Below are 15,345 nucleotides of genomic sequence, written 5' to 3' on the forward strand. Positions count from 1 at the left end.
CGAAACAGGCCTGTTAGGCCTCGTCGTCGAGCACGCCTTCGAGGGCGTAGTGGCGCACGGTGCGGCGGTTGGCGATCAGCTCGTCGATCGTCGGCTCGCCCTTCAGTGCCCGGGCGATGGCGAGCTTCGTCGCCTCGTAATTGGTGCGGTAGAGGTCCTTGCGGTCGAGATTCGGATCCTCGGCGCAGCGCGGGTCGAGCCAGATCATGATGATCATGCACAGCTCGTCGAGACCGTCGCGGGGCAGGATGCCCTCGATGATGCAATCGACGATGGCGTCGCCGGTCGCGGCCTGGACCACGCCGCCGAGCAATTCGACGTAGTCCGCGGTGTGGATCGTCGCCTTGGTGGTCATCATCGTGGCCGGGCGGACCAGCTGGTTGATGTCACGCACCACGAACATCCGGGTGTGGCCCTGGACCTGCCCCATCATCGAGGCGAAGGCCTGGCCGACCGGCCCGCGCACCGAGCCGATCAGCACCTCCGGCATCGCGTCGGTGTACTGGCCCTCGGCCGCCAGCACCGTGGCCTCGCCGGTCCGGAAGACGATCTCACTCATGTGCGATTCCTCGGTTCGATCCATGGTCGTTCCCTGGCGCGGGTCGACCACGGCGGCGCCGTCGCCGTCAACGGCGGCGAACCCATCGACCTGTCCGGAAATTGGTCTATAGGGCCGATGTTGGGGCTTCCGCCCTCGAAGAGCTGATGCGGACGGATGAGCGATCGCGACTGGACCCTGCGGGTGACGCCGACCGAGGCGGGCGTGCGGCTCGAACTGGATCTCGCCGACCTCGACGGCGCGCCGGTCACGGCGGCGATCGCCCTCGACCGGGCCGAGGCGCGCCGCTTCGCCCGGGCGATGCTGGCCGCGGCCGGCGACGCGGCGGAGCGTACCTTCCCGCACCCGCCGGCCAGCCGCGAGGAGTGAGACGAGGTCCGGACGATTCCTTCCGGACCTCGTCTCAGTAGCCCGCGCGGCGCCTGAGCGAAGCCGATTTCCGCATTGCGAAGCAATCACTCGGAAATCCTATGATCGGGCTGCGTCAGCCCCGCGGCGGCTCGCGCCGCGCGATCCGCGCCCCGAACCAGGCGGCCAGGATGTCGCGCTCGTAAGCGAGGCTGGATGATCCACCCGGCCGCGCGCGGAGCAGGAAGTTGATGTCCGTCACCGTCTCCTCCGCCGCCAGGACCACCCGTCCGCGCTCCCTCAAGGCGTAGCGCAAGCGGAGGCGCGGCGGTGTGACGTCGGTGACCAGACGCGGGGCGGTGGGGCCGGCGCCCGGCAAGTCGGTGCCGGCGAGATCGACGTCGAGCACGTCCACGGTCAGGCTCTGCCCGGGGTGGAGCGTCCGCCCGGCGAGATCGCGAAAGATCCGCTCCAATCCGCCGATCGTCGTCCGCAGGGTCGGGCCCGAGCCGGTGCGGCTCTGCGCATCGGTGTAGCGCTCCGGCGCGACGAAGCGGAGGGTGAGCGGCGCCTCGGCGCGCGCCGTATGGGCCAGGCCGAGAAGCAGGCAGGCTGCCAGGACGCTTCGCACGGCTCAACCCCTCCCTCGGTGCGGCACCGGACCGCCGCGGGGCCAACGCGGCGAGGAGACCCGGGTTCTGCAGTGCGGGCAGGGTTCAGTAGCGGCCCGGCAGGCGCGGCACCTTGGTACCGGGTTTCTCGATCGGCTCGGCGCAGGAATAGACGAACTCGGTCTGGAGGTCGGTGAACACGGTCTCGCCGACGATGGTGCAGGTCTCGCGCGCCGTCTCGCGCAGATAGGTCGCGGCGGCCTCCGAGAAGCGGCGCCGGCGCGTCAGCGCCGGATCCTTGCCGTCGAGGCCGCAGCCGGCGATCTCGCGCAGGCCGTTCGAGACGATCAGCACCTTGCGCTGCTGGCGCTGGTCGTAGACCTCGTAGGGATCGTTGCAGCCGATCGTGACGACCTGGGGCGGCAGACCGACATAGGTCTTCGAGATGTAGGAGAATTCGGTACAGCCGGCCGCAGCCGCCGCGACGGCGCCCGCCACGGCGACGAGGGCGAGCCTCCCTGGTCCTGTCCGCATCCCCGATCCTTCCCGCCCGATCCGTCCGGCGCCCTCAAGCCCAAGCTTTGAGCCGGGCCGGGCGCGGCGGTCAAGCCCGGGTCAGGGGGCGGGGTCCACGTCCTCCACGAGGTTCGCGCACGGCCCCAACATGCCTCCCCCTTTCCCGGGCGACTGAAGCGTCCGGGAAAGCGGGGCGAGGCTCACGAGTCATCCAAGACATCGAGGAGCGAGCCCCCGGGAGGCAGTCCACCGCGCAGATGGACCGACCCGACGGGCAAGCGTCCCCTATTCCGCCGCCGCCCGGTACCGCGCCGTGTCGTAGTTCAGGATCGGCCCGAGCCAGCGCTCCACCTCGGCCACGTCCATCCCCTTGCGGGCGGCGTAATCCTCGACCTGGTCGCGCTCGACCTTGGCAACGCCGAAATAGTGCGCGTCCGGATGGGCGAGGTAGAGGCCCGAGACCGAGGAGCCCGGCCACATCGCGTAGGACTCGGTGAGCTTGACGCCGATGCGCGGCTCCGCCTGGAGCAGGTCGAACAGCGTCGTCTTCTCGGTGTGGTCGGGCTGGGCCGGGTAGCCTGGGGCCGGGCGGATGCCGGCATAGGGCTCGGTGACGAGGTCCGCCGGGGTGTAGGTCTCGTCCGCCGCGTAGGCCCAGAACTCCCGGCGCACCCGCTCGTGCATCCGCTCGGCGAAGGCCTCGGCGATGCGGTCGGCGAGCGCCTTGACCAGGATCGAGCGGTAATCGTCGTTCTGGCGCTCGAAGCGCTCGGCGATGCGCACCTCCTCCAGGCCCGCCGTGACCACGAATCCGCCGACGTAGTCGGGCAGCCCGCTCTCGGCCGGTGCCACGAAGTCCGACAGGCAGGTGTTCGGCCGCCCATCGCGCTTCGAGAGCTGCTGGCGCAGGCCGTGGAAGGTGGCGAGCGTCTGGTTGCGGCTCTCGCCGGTGAACAGCCGGATGTCGTCGCCGACCGCGTTGGCCGGCCAGAAGCCGATCACCGCCTTCGGGTTGAACCAGCGCTCCTCGACGATCTGGCGCAGCATCGCTTGCGCGTCCTCGAACAGGGCGCGGGCGGCCGGACCCTGCTCGGGGTCGTCGAGGATCGCCGGGTAGCGGCCCTTGAACTCGTAGGTCTGCAGGAACGGCGTCCAGTCGATGTAGGGGACGAGCTCGGCGACGTCGTAGCTACGGAACACCCGCGTGCCAGTGAAGGTCGGCTTGACCGGCCGGTACGCCGACCAGTCGGCCTTGAAGGCGTTGGCGCGGGCCTTCGCGAGCGGCAGGCGCTGCTTGTCGGCCTCGGAGCGGGCATGGGCCTCGGCGACGCGCTTGTACTCGGCCCGGACCGCCTCGATCGTCTGCACCTTCGAGTCCGGCGAGAGCAGGTTCGAGACCACGCCGACGGCGCGGCTCGCATCGGTCACGTAGACTGCCTGACCCTTGGCATAGGCCGGGTGGATCTTCACCGCGGTGTGGACCCGGCTCGTCGTCGCGCCGCCGATGAGGAGGGGCACGTCGAAGCCCTCGCGCTCCATCTCGGCCGCGACGTGGACCATCTCGTCGAGGGAGGGCGTGATGAGGCCCGACAGGCCGACGATGTCGACGTTCTCCTTGCAGGCGGTATCGAGGATCTTGGCCGCCGGGACCATCACGCCGAGGTCGATGATCTCGTAGTTGTTGCAGGCGAGCACGACGCCGACGATGTTCTTGCCGATGTCGTGGACGTCGCCCTTCACGGTCGCCATCAGCACCTTGCCGGCCGACTGGCGCCCGCCGACGCCGCCGTTGGCGGCCTTCTCGGCCTCCATGAACGGCATCAGGTAGGCGACCGCCTGCTTCATCACGCGGGCCGACTTCACCACCTGCGGCAGGAACATCTTGCCGGCCCCGAACAGGTCGCCGACCACGTTCATGCCGGCCATCAGCGGGCCCTCGATGACGTGGAGCGGACGCTCGGCCTTGGCGCGGGCCTCCTCGGTATCGGCCTCGATGTACTCGGTGATGCCGTTGACGAGGGCGTGCTCCAGGCGCTTCTCGACCGGCGCTTCGCGCCAGGCGAGGTCGGTGCCCTTCTCCTTCGCCTGGCCGCCCTCCTTGAAGCGGGCGGCGGCGTCGAGCAGGCGCTCGGTGGCGTCCGGGCGGCGGTTGAGGACGACGTCCTCGCACAACTCGCGGAGTTCCGCCGGCAGCTCATCGTAGACCGCGAGCTGGCCCGCATTCACGATGCCCATGTCCATGCCGACCTTGATCGCATGGTACAGGAACACCGCGTGCATCGCCTCGCGCACCGGCTCGTTGCCGCGGAAGGCGAAGGACAGGTTCGAGATGCCGCCCGAGATGTGGGCGTGGGGCAGGGTCTCGCGGATGATCCGGGCCGCCTCGATGAAGGCGACGCCGTAGCCGTTATGCTCCTCGATGCCCGTCGCCACCGCGAAGACGTTGGGATCGAAGATGATGTCCTCGGGCGGGAAGCCGACCTTCTCCGTCAGCACCTGGTAGGCGCGGGTGCAGATCGCGACCTTGCGCTCGAGCGAATCGGCCTGGCCCTGCTCGTCGAAGGCCATCACCACCACGGCGGCGCCGTAGGCGCGGCAGATCTTGGCCTCGGCGATGAACTTCTCCTCCCCCTCCTTGAGGGAGATCGAGTTCACGATCGCCTTGCCCTGCACGCATTTCAGGCCGGCCTCGATGACCGGGAACTTCGATGAGTCGATCATCACCGGCACCCGGGCGATGTCGGGCTCGGCGGCGACGAGGTTCAGGAACTCGACCATCGCCTTCTGCGAGTCGAGCAGGCCCTCGTCCATGTTGACGTCGATGACCTGGGCACCGGCCGCGACCTGGTCGCGGGCGACGTCGAGGGCGGCGGCGTAGTCGCCGTTGGTGATGAGCTTGCGGAAGCGCGCCGAGCCGGTGACGTTGGTTCGCTCGCCGACATTCACGAACGGGATCTCGGGCGTCAGCGTGAAGGGCTCGAGGCCCGAGAGCCGCATCAGCGGCTTCACGGTGGGAACCCGGCGCGGCGCCTTGCCGGCCACGGCACCCGCGATCGCCCGGATATGATCCGGCGTGGTGCCGCAGCAGCCGCCGACCATGTTGACGAGGCCGCTCTCGGCGAACTCGCCGACGAGCTTGGCCATCGCCTCCGGGCTCTCGTCGTAGAGGCCGAACTCGTTCGGCAGGCCGGCATTCGGATAGGCGCAGACCAGCGTGTCGCAGGTGCGCGAGAGCTCGTCGATATGGGCACGCATCTCGCGGGCGCCGAGGGCGCAGTTGAGCCCGAAGGTCAGCGGATCGGCGTGGCGCAGCGAGTGCCAGAACGCGGCCGGGGTCTGGCCGGACAGGGTGCGGCCGGAGAGGTCGGTGATGGTGCCCGAGATCATGATCGGCAGGCGGGTGCCGGTCTCCTCGAAGACTTGCCAGGCCGCCGCCACCGCCGCCTTGGCATTGAGGGTGTCGAAGATCGTCTCGATCAGGATCAGCTCGGCACCGCCGGCGATCAGGCCGCGCACCTGCTCGGCGTAGGCCGCGCGGACCTGGTCGAAGGTCACGGCGCGATAGCCGGGATTGTTGACGTCCGGCGAGATCGACAGGGTGCGGTTCGTCGGGCCGATGGCGCCGGCGACGAAGCGGCGGCGCCCGTCCTGCTTCTCGGCGAGGATCGCCGCCTCGCGGGCGAGCCGCGCGCCTTGCGCGTTCAGCTCGTGGATCACGGCTTCCATGCCGTAATCTCCTTGAGCGATCGTGGTGCCCGAGAAGGTGTTGGTTTCGACGACGTCGGCGCCGGCGAGGAAGTAGTCGAGGTGGATCTGCCGGATCGCGTCGGGTTGCGTCAGGATCAGGAGATCGTTGTTGCCCTTCTGGTCGTGCGCGTGCTCGCGAAAACGGTCGCCGCGGAAATCGGTCTCGGTCAGGCCGAGGCGCTGGATCACCGTGCCCATCGCCCCGTCGAGGACGAGGATCTTCTCCGCCGCGCGCCGGCGTAGCGCGGTCAGGATGTCGGCACCGTCAACGGGGCGGAGGTCGGTCATCGGGGTAGGGTTCCAGCGTGTCGGTCGGTTCAGTGTGTAGAATCGAGCCGGGCCGCAGGAATGCGGCCCGGGAGATGTCTTCTTGATGCGTGCGAGGTTTCGGCTCTCAGCCGCGGGCCTCAAGTTTGGCCATGCGCCGCTCAGGAGCGTCCAGACGCTCCTCGACGTCGGCCGCGGCGTAGCGGCCGAGCACCGATTCGCCGTTGACCGCCTCGCGGAGGTTGTCGAAACGCCTCTCAAGCCTGTCGAGACGGTCATTGATCGTCGCGAAGCCAGCGCGGGTGTCGTCCCGGGAGGCTGCGACGTCGGCCCGCATCTCTCGAAGGAGCGGAACGATCATGTCCTGCGGGTCCGCCATGAAAGGCTCTCCTCCGGCGAGAATAGTCAGGCCGCCACCTTCTCCGCCGCCGCCGGCGCCGCGCGCAGGCCCAGCAGGTGGCAGATCGCGTAGACGAGGTCGGCGCGGTTCATGGTGTAGAAGTGGAAGTCGGTGATGCCGCGGTCAACGAGGTCCAGCACCTGCTCGGCGGCGACCGCCGCGGCCACCAGCTTGCGGGTGGCGACGTCGTCCTCCAGGCCCTCGAAGCGGGCGGCGAGCCAGTCCGGCACCGAGGCGCCGGTGCGACGGGCGAAGTTCGCGGCCTGCTTGAAGTTCTGCACCGGCAGGATACCGGGGATGATCGGAATATCGATCCCCCGCGACTGCACCCGGTCGAGGTAGCGGAAGAACAGGTCGTTGTCGAAGAAGAACTGGGTGATGGCGCGGTCGGCGCCGCATTCGACCTTGGCCTTCAAGGCGTCGAGGTCCTGGTCGAGGGAGCCGGCCTCGGGATGACGCTCCGGATAGGCCGAGACCGAGACCTCGAAATCGCCGATGCGCTTGATGCCGGCGACGAGGTCGCAGGAGCGCTCGTAGCCGCCCGGATGCGCGGTGTAGGCGGTGCCGACGCCCTCCGCCGGGTCGCCGCGCAGGGCCACGATGTGGCGCACGCCGGCCTCGTGGTAGGCGCGCACCACGTCGTCGACCTCACCCTTGGTCGCCGCGACGCAGGTGAGGTGGGCGGCGGGCTTCAGGTCGGTCTCGCGCACCAGGCGCGACACGGTGTTGTGGGTGCGCTCCCGGGTCGAGCCGCCGGCGCCGTAGGTCACCGAGACGAAGCTGGGGCCGAGGGGCGCCAGGCGCTCGATCGACGACCACAGGGTCGTATCCATCTCCGGGGTCTTGGGCGGGAAGAACTCGAACGAGACCCGGATCGGGCGGCGGCTCTCGCGGCTCGGGCGGAAGGCGGTGGGGTACATCGGCGGCCTCGGGCGAAAAGACGGTGATGACGTCAGGCGACGGCGCGGTCGGGCATGCCGGACGCCGCTTCGGGGTGATGGGCGAGCCAGAGCGTGACGGTGAGCTGGTGCTCCGCGCCCCCGGCCGGGGCGAGGTGGCGCAGCCGCACGTCGGTCAGCCCGGCCTCGGAGAGCCAGCCCGCGACCTGCTCAGGGGCGAAGCCGAGGCGGCGATGCGCCTCGTCGGCCCTCAGGAATTCCAGGCCATGCGGGGCGAAATCGACCACGAGGAGGCGGCCGCCCGGAGCGACGAGGCGGGCGGCCTCCCGCAGGGCCCGGGCCGGGTCGTCGAGATAGTGCAGCACCTGGTGGATCAGCACGAGGTCGAAGCTCGCCCGGCCGAAGGGGGGCGCGTGGATGTCCCCCTGGCGCAGGTCGATCCGGGTCAGGCCCTGGCGCTCCAGGTTGGCGCGGGCGACCGACAGCATGGCGTGGTTGGCATCGAGCCCGGTCGCCCGGGAGGCCCGCGGCGCGAGAAGCCCGAGCATCCGCCCGGTCCCGGTGCCGAGATCGACGAGGCTGCCGATCGGGCCTGACCCGAGCGCGTCGAGCACCGCCGCCTCGACGGTGGCCTCCGGCACGTGGAGCGAGCGCACCCGGTCCCATTGCGGGGCGAGCCGGGCGAAGAAGCTCTGGGCGGCCTCGGCGCGCTGCGCCCGCACCGCCTGCAGCCGGGCCCGGTCCTCGGACAGGGGGGGCGCCGCGGCGTCGAGCGCGGCGATGAGCGGCGCCACCAGCCCGGCCACCCCGTCGCGCAGGCGGAAGAACGCCCAGGCGCCTTCCCGGTGGCGCACCACCAGCCCGGCCTCGACCAGGAGCTTGAGGTGGCGGGAGATGCGCGGCTGCGACTGGCCCAGGATGTCGGTGAGGTCGGAGACCGACAACTCGCCCTCGCCGAGCAGCACCAGGATGCGCAGGCGCGTCTCCTCCGCCGCGGCGCGCAGCACGCCCAGAGCGTCGGCGAAGGGAACGGTGGCGGTCATTCCGGTGGGCTCCTCGCCTCCGATGCGAAACATAAAGATATCTTTATGTGAGTAACGGCAAGGGCGCAAGCGCCGTTTTGACGGCGGTGCCGCGCTTCGGCGAGGCCTGCCCGAAAACGGCGTCGCCCCGGCGCGCGGGGCGCGCGCCGGGGCGATCGGTCGTGGGGTGAAGCGACGGGTCAGCGGCAGGGAAGCTGCGTGGCACCGGCGGAGACGAGGCCCGCGAGGCTGCGCAGGTCGTCCGGGTAGCGCGGGCTGCGGGCCACCGCCTCCGCCTCGCGCTGGAGCCGGGCATGGCAGGAGCAGGTCGGCAGGCCCTGGCCGCGCGGCGGCGTGCAGGCGTCGTGGCGCATGCACGCCGCGTCGAGGGCGTCGATCGGCGGCCGGCCGGCGCCGCGGCTGCCGGGTCCGCAGTAATTGCCGTGGAAGACCAGGGAATCGCGCGGCATCACGGCGTCCGGCACGACCCCGAGGCCGAACGGCAGGTCCTGCGCGGCCGCCGGCCCGGCGGCACCCGCCAGACAAGACAGCAGTCCCGCGACCAACACCAGTCTTGAACAAACGAATGGGCGCATGAGATGTAGTCTCTTCCTAGTTCTCCCAAGTCACAGCATGCCAGTTTCCACGAGCGGCGCAATCGTGCAGCTGCGCGGATCGTGCGCCTCCACACGGCGGCGGATCCCGGGGGCGGGAGCGCGCCGACGATTGACCCGACCGCCGGCATCGCTTACGTTCACGCTTCGTTCGGGCGCCCGCGCCCGCTCCAGGAGCGTCCCGCGGCCATGGCGCACGCCCCCTCCCCCGGCAAGGCACCGTCCGGCAAGACGCTGTTCTTCTTCGAGAAACCCTCGGCGATGCGCCAGGTGCAGCGGTTCTTCCGCTCGCCGAGCACGGTCTGCGTCGCCGCCGAGGGCCACCTCCTGGAGGTGGCCGAGCCCGGCGAGATCCGGCCGGACTGGAAGCCCTGGCGCTTCGACGCGCTGCCGATCGCCATGGAAAGACTGCCGGTCGCGCCCGGGCACGGCCGCTCGGGCCAGTCGCACGCGCCGAAGCTCGCGGCGATCCGCCAGGCGCTCGCCGGGGTCGAGCGGGTGATCATCGCCACCGATCCGGGCCGCGAGGGCTCGATGATCGCCTGGGAGGTGCTGGAGCATCTCGGCTGGCGCGGCCGGGTCGATCGGCTCCGCCTCGGCGCCCTCGACGAGATCTCGATCCGCCGCGCCTTCGGGCTGCTGGCGAAGGAGGACGATTCCGGCGAGCGCGACTACGCCGCCTATCTCGAGGCCTTGTGCCGGCAATACGAGGACTGGCATCTCGGCCTCAACGGCACGCGGGCGGTGTCCCTGCGCCTGCGCCCGCCCGCCTTCCGCGAGCCGTGGCGCTTCGGCGGCGTGCAGACGCCGACGCTGGCGATCCTCGCCGATCTCGAGGAGCGCATCCGCACCTTCGTGCCGCGCGACTTCTACAAGATCGCCCTGCCGGTGACGACCGAGAGCGGCGCGAGCCTGACGCTCTGGCACGCGCCGAAGGAGAAGATCTTCGACATCAAGGACGCCGAGACGATCCGCGACGCGGCGGAGGGCTGGGCCGGCCCGCTCGCGGTGGCGCAGAAGGACGTGCGTCGGGCGCCGCCCAAGCTCTTCTCAAAGGACACCCTCGCCCGGGCCTGCGCCAAGCGCTTCGGCTGGGACCCGCAGGCGACGGCGCGCCACGCGCAGGCGCTCTACGACAAGGGGTATCTCAGCTATCCCCGCACCGAATCGGTGCACCTGCCGGAATCGCAAGCCAAGGACGCCGCGGCGGTGCTCGCGGCGATCGCCACCGCGGACAAGGACCTCGCCGCCCACGCCCCCGAGACGCCGCAGATCCGCCGCGGGCCGAAGGGCCATTACGTGAAGGATCCGGGCGAGCACCACGCCATCGTCCCCTTGCGCAAGGTGCCGGGGCCGGGCGACGCCGCGCCCGAGGCTTTGCGGCTCTGGCTCCTGATCGCCAGGACCTTCCTCGCCGCCCACATGGCGGACGGGATCGACGCCCGCACCACCGTCACGGCCGACATCGCGACGCCGCTCGGTCGCAAGCGCTTCGCCATCACCGGCAGCGTGGTGAAGGTGCCGGGCTGGCGCGCGCTCTACGGCACCGAGGCCGACGAGGACGAGGTCGTCCCCGGCAAGGCCAAGGCCGACGACGAGCCAACCACCGGGCGCCTGCCGGCGGTCCGCGACGGCGAGGCGGGCACGGGCGGCGAGCCGACGATCGAGACCGCCCGGACCGAGCCGCCCCGGCGCATCACCCGGGGCGAATTGCCGGTGGTGATGGGCCGGCTGATCGACCAGGTCGAGGACCCGGCCCTGAAGCGGGCGCTGGAGAACCCCGCCAACCCGACCGAGCCGAAGGGCCTCGGCACCGCCGCCACCCGCGACGCGGTGCTGCCGAAGCTGATCAAGAGCCACTACGTCACGCTGCTCAAGGGCAAGGACCCGGCGATCACCGTGACGGAGGTCGGCCTCGCCTTCGTCGCCGCGGTGCGCCGGGTGTTCCCGGCCTATGGCGATCCGGTCGGGCGGGCGGTGTTCGAATCGGAGCTGGCCGAGATCGGCCGGGCCGCGACCAAGGCCGAAGCGTTACGCCGGGCGGACGCCTTCCGCCAGCGCACCCGCGAGCGCGTCGAGGCGCTGATCGGCGCGGTGTCGGGCGCCGATCGCCTGGAGGTGGATGCCGAGGCGCCCGCCCGCGGCGGCGGCCGTGCGCCGACCGCCGCGATGGTGTCGTTCGCGAAGTCCCTCGCCGCGCGCAAGGGCATCCCCCTCCCCCCGGAGGCGACGCGCGAGGTCGGCGCCTGCCGGGTCTTCCTCAACACTCATGCGGGACCGAAACTCGCCCCGGCGGGCGAGGGCGGAACCCGGCCGCCGACCCCGGCGATGCTGCGCTTCGCCGCCTCCCTCGCCCGCGAGAAGCGGATCGAGGCGCTGCCGCCCGAAGTCGAGACCGACTTCGCCGCCTGCCGCGCCTTCCTCGACGCCCATGCGGGCGGCGACGGCAAGGCGGGCGACAGCAAGGCGGGCAAGGCCGCGCCCGCCCGCGAGGCCCCAGCGAAGAAGACCCGCCGCCCGCGCACGGCCGCGAGCCCGTCCCGCGCCCCACGGCGGCGCCGGGCCGCCGGCGGGGCGTGAGGCGGGCGCCGGCAAACAATCGCCCGCGCGCCCGCACGAGACGGCTGGACAGGCGATCCGAGCGTCTCTATACCGCCGCTCAACGCCGCTGCCCCAGGCAGCCGGCGGGCCCGGGTAGCTCAGTTGGTAGAGCATGCGACTGAAAATCGCAGTGTCGGCGGTTCGACTCCGTCCCCGGGCACCACTTCCTCGTCCCTGACGTGAGTGGTGCCGTCCCTGAGCGGGGACGATCTCTGGTGCTTGGACCGCTGCCTCGCGCGGCTGGTGCGCCCGGGTAGCTCAGTTGGTAGAGCATGCGACTGAAAATCGCAGTGTCGGCGGTTCGACTCCGTCCCCGGGCACCATTTCTTTCACGAGAATAAACGGATTGCTTGTCTCGGCAAATCCGACATCGATTGCGCTACCGCGCCGATCGACTGCGGATGGGCATCCTCGACGACGGTCACACTCTCCGCGCCATTCCGAAGTCTAGCCCGGAATGGCGCGGAGAATGGCAGAACTCGCTCTGCCGCCCGACGGATTTGCAAGAGATGCTCTGTCCCCTCGCGACTTCATCCTGAGGTCGTGGATGGGATGCGGCCGATCGTGGGGGGTGTCACCCGGAGGCGGAGATTAGTCCTCAATGATGCCCACCACCCCCATGCTGCATCGATCCCCCCCGCTGCGGCTCCGGCTGCAGCGGCACGCCCTTCTGCAGCGGCATCTTCACCCCGCCCTCGACCGGCGCCATCATGTTGTAGTTCATGTGGTGCATGATCCACACTGTGCCACCGAACAGCAGGAAGACGATCAGGACTCCGAACGCCAGCGCCATGATGTTGTTGGTGTTGTCCGGCCCGCTGGTGAGGTGGAGGAAGAAGACGAGGTGCACGCCCATCTGGGCGATGGCGAAGGTGAGGAGCGCGACGGGGATCGCCGGCGCCCACATGATCTTGGTCTGCGCGACCCAGAACGAGGCGGCGGTGAGCAGGAGCGCCAGCCCCAGCCCGATCAGGTAGCTGCGCAGGCCCGTCCCGAATTCCTCGTGGGCGTATTCGTCGCCGGGGGCGACGTCGGCGTGCGCCCGGTCCTCGGTGTAGCTCATGCGGCGGACCCCATCAGGTAGACGACCGTGAAGACGGCGACCCAGACGATGTCGAGGGCGTGCCAGAACAGCGAGAAGCACATCACGCGGCGCAGGATGTCCTCGCGAAACCCCTTGGCGAAGACCTGCGCCATCATGGTGAGCAGCCAGAGCAGCCCGACCGTGACGTGTAGGCCGTGGCAGCCGACCACGGTGAAGAAGGCCGACAGGAAGGCGCTGCGGGTCGGGCCGGCATCGCGGGCGATGAGATCCGCGAATTCGCGCAGTTCCAGGGCCAGGAAGCCGGCTCCGAGGAGGAAGGTCACCGCCATCGCGGCCTGGAAGACCAGGGCCCGGCGGGCGTCGAGCGCCAGGGAGGCGATGCCGCAGGCAAAGCTCGAGAACAGCAGCAGGACCGTCTCGATCGCCACGTTGGTATAGTCGAACAGCTCCGCCGGGCCGGGCCCGCCGGCAGTGCCGCCGCGCAAAACCGCGTAGGCCGCGAAGAACGCGGCGAACATCACGATGTCGCTGAGGAGGAAGATCCAGAAGCCGTAGCCGACGACGATGCGCTTCGGCGACGGCCCCCCGATGCCGCGCCCGGTGGCCCGGGTCTCGCCCTCCCCGCGGGCATGGTGGCCAAGATGGTTGGGGTCGCGCCGGATCGGCACCACGCCCGGGAGAGCGCCCGGAATCGCCGCCGAGTCGCTCATGCGGCCTCCTTGCGCCGGGCCTGCTGCAAGGCCTCGAGGCGGCTCGCCCGGTTGAGGCGGTTGATGCGCGCGACGGCGTCCGCCGGGATCTCGTACTCGACCCGGTCGCGCCAGGCGAAGACCACGAAGGTGGCGAAGGCACCGGCCAATCCGAGGGCGGCGAGCCACCAGATGTACCAGATCATCGCGAAGCCCACGAGGGTCGCGAAGAAGGCGCAGACGACGCCGGTCGGGCTGTTGAGCGGCATCTCGACCGGCTCGTAATCCGGCTCCTCGCGCAGGCGCGCCTGCTCGCGGGCGCGCTGCTTGATCGCCCAGTAGGCCTCCTCACCCTCGACATGCGGCATCACCGCGAAGTTGAACGAGGGGGGCGGCGAGGCGGTGGCCCATTCGAGGGAACGCCCGTCCCACGGATCGCCGGTGACGTCGCGCAACTGCTCGCGGCGGCGGATGCTGACGACGAGCTGCACCACCTGGCAGACCACGCCGACCACCATCACGATCACGCCGAGGCTCGCCGCAACGATCCACGGATACCATTCGGCGACGGAGAAGTGCTGCAGCCGCCGGGTCATGCCCATCAGGCCGACGACGTAGAGCGGCGTGAACACCCAGACGTAGCCGATCAGAGAGAACCAGAACGCCGCCTTGCCCCACCACTCGTCAAGGGTGAAGCCGAAGGCCTTCGGGAACCAGTAGGTGTAGCCGGCGAAGGCCGCGAACACGACCGCGCTGACGATGACGTTGTGGAAGTGGGCGACCAGGAACAGCGAGTTGTGCAGCACGAAGTCGGCCGGCGGGATCGCCAGGAGCACGCCGGTGGCGCCGCCGACCACGAAGGTGACGAGGAACGCCACCGACCACAGCATCGGCGTGGTGAACCGCACGCGGCCGCCATACATCGTGAACATCCAGTCGAAGATCTTCACCCCGGTCGGCACCGCGATGATCATCGAGGTGATGCCGAACACGCCGTTGACGTCGCCGCCCGGCCCCATGGTGAAGAAATGGTGCAGCCAGACCGTGAAAGAGAGCAGGCAGATCGCCAGCGTCGCCCAGACCATCGAGCGGTAGGCGAAGAGCGGCTTGCCCGAGAAGGTCGAGATCACCTCGGAGAAGATGCCGTAGGCCGGCAGCGCCAGGATGTAGACCTCCGGGTGCCCCCAGGCCCAGAACAGGTTCATGAACAGCATCGAGTTGCCGCCGGCCTCGTCGGTGAAGAAGTGGAAGCCGAGGTATCGGTCGAGGGTCAGCATCGCGAGCGTCGCGGTCAGGATCGGGAAGGCCGCGATGATGAGGAGGTTCGAGGCGAGCGCGGTCCAGCAGAACATCGGCATGCGCAGGTAGCTCATGCCCGGCGCCCGCATCTTGAGGATGGTGGTGACGAGATTGACGCCGGACATCAGCGTGCCGATGCCGGAGATCTGGATCGCCCAGAGGTAGTAATCGACGCCGACCCCGGGCGAGTAGGTGGTTTCCGAGAGCGGCGGCGACGGCCACCAGCCGGTGCGGGCGAACTCGCCCACAACCAGCGAGACGTTGACGAGGAGCGCGCCCGTCGCGGTGAGCCAGAAGCTGACCGAATTGAGGGTCGGGAAGGCGACGTCGCGCACGCCGAGCTGCAGCGGCACGACGAAATTCATCAGCCCGATCATGAACGGCATCGCGCCGAAGAAGATCATGATCGTGCCGTGGGCGGAGAAGATCTGGTCGTAGTGCTCCGGCGGCAGGTAGCCCGGCGCGTTGTAGGCGAGCGCCTGGTGCGAGCGCATCAGGATCGCGTCGGAGAAGCCGCGGATCAGCATCACGAGCCCGAGGAGGACGTACATCACGCCGATGCGCTTGTGGTCGACGCTGGTGATCCACTCGCGCCACAGGTACGGCAGCCAGCCGGCGATCGCGACCCAGGCGATGACGCCGAGAAGGACGAGGCCGACCAAGGCCGCGGCGACGAGCGGGATCGGCTGGTCGAACGGGATCGCCGACCAGGTCAGCTTGCCGAGCAT

13 protein-coding genes and 2 tRNA genes are annotated in these 15,345 nt (G+C 70.1%); 4 read left to right on the forward strand and 11 right to left on the reverse strand.

From position 1 onward, the window contains the following. Positions 1-13: 13 nt before the first annotated feature. Positions 14-559 (reverse strand): formaldehyde-activating enzyme, encoded by a 546-nt coding sequence (locus tag MFF64_RS00985; protein ID WP_099900635.1) that lies wholly within the window; start codon positions 557-559, stop codon positions 14-16. Positions 560-715: 156 nt separating this feature from the next. On the opposite strand from MFF64_RS00985, the gene MFF64_RS00990 reads away from it, so the two are divergent. After that, complete coding sequence (locus MFF64_RS00990; RefSeq protein WP_238189176.1) at positions 716-928, forward strand: hypothetical protein; 213 nt, start codon at positions 716-718, stop codon at positions 926-928. Between the two features lie 115 nt (positions 929-1,043). Here the strand turns inward: MFF64_RS00990 and MFF64_RS00995 are convergent, their stop codons facing one another. The 7 genes from MFF64_RS00995 to MFF64_RS01025 form a co-directional block, all read right to left on the reverse strand. Then, the gene (locus MFF64_RS00995) at positions 1,044-1,538 is read right to left on the reverse strand and encodes a DUF3016 domain-containing protein (RefSeq protein WP_099905837.1); all 495 of its coding nucleotides are present in this window, start codon (positions 1,536-1,538) and stop codon (positions 1,044-1,046) included. Between the two features lie 85 nt (positions 1,539-1,623). Then, positions 1,624-2,052 (reverse strand): hypothetical protein, encoded by a 429-nt coding sequence (locus tag MFF64_RS01000; RefSeq protein ID WP_099905839.1) that lies wholly within the window; start codon positions 2,050-2,052, stop codon positions 1,624-1,626. Positions 2,053-2,319: 267 nt separating this feature from the next. After that, positions 2,320-6,069 (reverse strand): methionine synthase, encoded by a 3,750-nt coding sequence (metH, locus tag MFF64_RS01005; protein WP_099905841.1) that lies wholly within the window; start codon positions 6,067-6,069, stop codon positions 2,320-2,322. Between the two features lie 106 nt (positions 6,070-6,175). Next, complete coding sequence (locus MFF64_RS01010) at positions 6,176-6,427, reverse strand: hypothetical protein (RefSeq protein WP_099905843.1); 252 nt, start codon at positions 6,425-6,427, stop codon at positions 6,176-6,178. Positions 6,428-6,453: 26 nt separating this feature from the next. After that, complete coding sequence (gene metF / locus MFF64_RS01015) at positions 6,454-7,368, reverse strand: methylenetetrahydrofolate reductase [NAD(P)H] (RefSeq protein WP_238189178.1); 915 nt, start codon at positions 7,366-7,368, stop codon at positions 6,454-6,456. A 32-nt stretch (positions 7,369-7,400) separates the two neighbouring features. Beyond that, on the reverse strand, positions 7,401-8,390 hold the full coding sequence (locus tag MFF64_RS01020) for an ArsR/SmtB family transcription factor (protein WP_099900701.1): 990 nt from the start codon (positions 8,388-8,390) through the stop codon (positions 7,401-7,403). Between the two features lie 179 nt (positions 8,391-8,569). Beyond that, positions 8,570-8,965 carry a phospholipase A2 family protein gene (locus MFF64_RS01025; protein WP_099901757.1) on the reverse strand — a complete coding sequence of 132 codons (396 nt, stop codon included), beginning with the start codon at positions 8,963-8,965 and terminating at the stop codon, positions 8,570-8,572. Between the two features lie 207 nt (positions 8,966-9,172). Between MFF64_RS01025 and MFF64_RS01030 the strand changes: the two genes are divergently transcribed. From MFF64_RS01030 to MFF64_RS01040, 3 genes are all read left to right on the forward strand, one after another. Next, positions 9,173-11,563, forward strand: a complete 2,391-nt coding sequence (locus MFF64_RS01030) for a type IA DNA topoisomerase (protein WP_238189180.1) — start codon at positions 9,173-9,175, stop codon at positions 11,561-11,563. A gap of 108 nt (positions 11,564-11,671) precedes the next feature. Then, positions 11,672-11,747: transfer RNA gene (locus MFF64_RS01035), tRNA-Phe, on the forward strand. An 84-nt stretch (positions 11,748-11,831) separates the two neighbouring features. Next, positions 11,832-11,907, forward strand: a tRNA-Phe gene (locus tag MFF64_RS01040). A gap of 275 nt (positions 11,908-12,182) precedes the next feature. Here MFF64_RS01040 and cyoD read toward each other — a convergent pair. From cyoD to MFF64_RS01055, 3 genes are read right to left on the reverse strand one after another with little or no spacing between them, the layout of a single operon-like run. Further along, positions 12,183-12,647, reverse strand: a complete 465-nt coding sequence (cyoD, locus tag MFF64_RS01045) for a cytochrome o ubiquinol oxidase subunit IV (protein WP_099904269.1) — start codon at positions 12,645-12,647, stop codon at positions 12,183-12,185. After that, complete coding sequence (gene cyoC / locus MFF64_RS01050; protein WP_099904271.1) at positions 12,644-13,339, reverse strand: cytochrome o ubiquinol oxidase subunit III; 696 nt, start codon at positions 13,337-13,339, stop codon at positions 12,644-12,646. The genes cyoD and cyoC overlap by 4 nt, the downstream gene beginning before the upstream one ends. Further along, a complete protein-coding gene (locus MFF64_RS01055) occupies positions 13,336-15,345 on the reverse strand; it encodes a cbb3-type cytochrome c oxidase subunit I (RefSeq protein WP_099904273.1) in 2,010 nt (669 codons plus the stop codon). Before MFF64_RS01055 ends, cyoC begins: the two co-directional genes overlap by 4 nt.

The sequence above is a fragment of the Methylobacterium frigidaeris genome, assembly GCF_022179185.1.
Classification (GTDB): domain Bacteria; phylum Pseudomonadota; class Alphaproteobacteria; order Rhizobiales; family Beijerinckiaceae; genus Methylobacterium; species Methylobacterium frigidaeris.

Coding starts and splice junctions, on each gene's coding strand:
- MFF64_RS00985 (WP_099900635.1), bottom strand. CDS start 559: ATGAGTGAGATCGTCTTCCGGACCGGCGAGGCCACGGTGCTGGCGGCC.
- MFF64_RS00990 (WP_238189176.1), top strand. CDS start 716: ATGAGCGATCGCGACTGGACCCTGCGGGTGACGCCGACCGAGGCGGGC.
- MFF64_RS01000 (WP_099905839.1), bottom strand. CDS start 2,052: ATGCGGACAGGACCAGGGAGGCTCGCCCTCGTCGCCGTGGCGGGCGCC.
- metH (WP_099905841.1), bottom strand. CDS start 6,069: ATGACCGACCTCCGCCCCGTTGACGGTGCCGACATCCTGACCGCGCTA.
- MFF64_RS01010 (WP_099905843.1), bottom strand. CDS start 6,427: ATGGCGGACCCGCAGGACATGATCGTTCCGCTCCTTCGAGAGATGCGG.
- metF (WP_238189178.1), bottom strand. CDS start 7,368: ATGTACCCCACCGCCTTCCGCCCGAGCCGCGAGAGCCGCCGCCCGATC.
- MFF64_RS01020 (WP_099900701.1), bottom strand. CDS start 8,390: ATGACCGCCACCGTTCCCTTCGCCGACGCTCTGGGCGTGCTGCGCGCC.
- MFF64_RS01025 (WP_099901757.1), bottom strand. CDS start 8,965: ATGCGCCCATTCGTTTGTTCAAGACTGGTGTTGGTCGCGGGACTGCTG.
- MFF64_RS01030 (WP_238189180.1), top strand. CDS start 9,173: ATGGCGCACGCCCCCTCCCCCGGCAAGGCACCGTCCGGCAAGACGCTG.
- cyoD (WP_099904269.1), bottom strand. CDS start 12,647: ATGAGCTACACCGAGGACCGGGCGCACGCCGACGTCGCCCCCGGCGAC.
- cyoC (WP_099904271.1), bottom strand. CDS start 13,339: ATGAGCGACTCGGCGGCGATTCCGGGCGCTCTCCCGGGCGTGGTGCCG.
- MFF64_RS01055 (WP_099904273.1), bottom strand. CDS start 15,345: ATGCTCGGCAAGCTGACCTGGTCGGCGATCCCGTTCGACCAGCCGATC.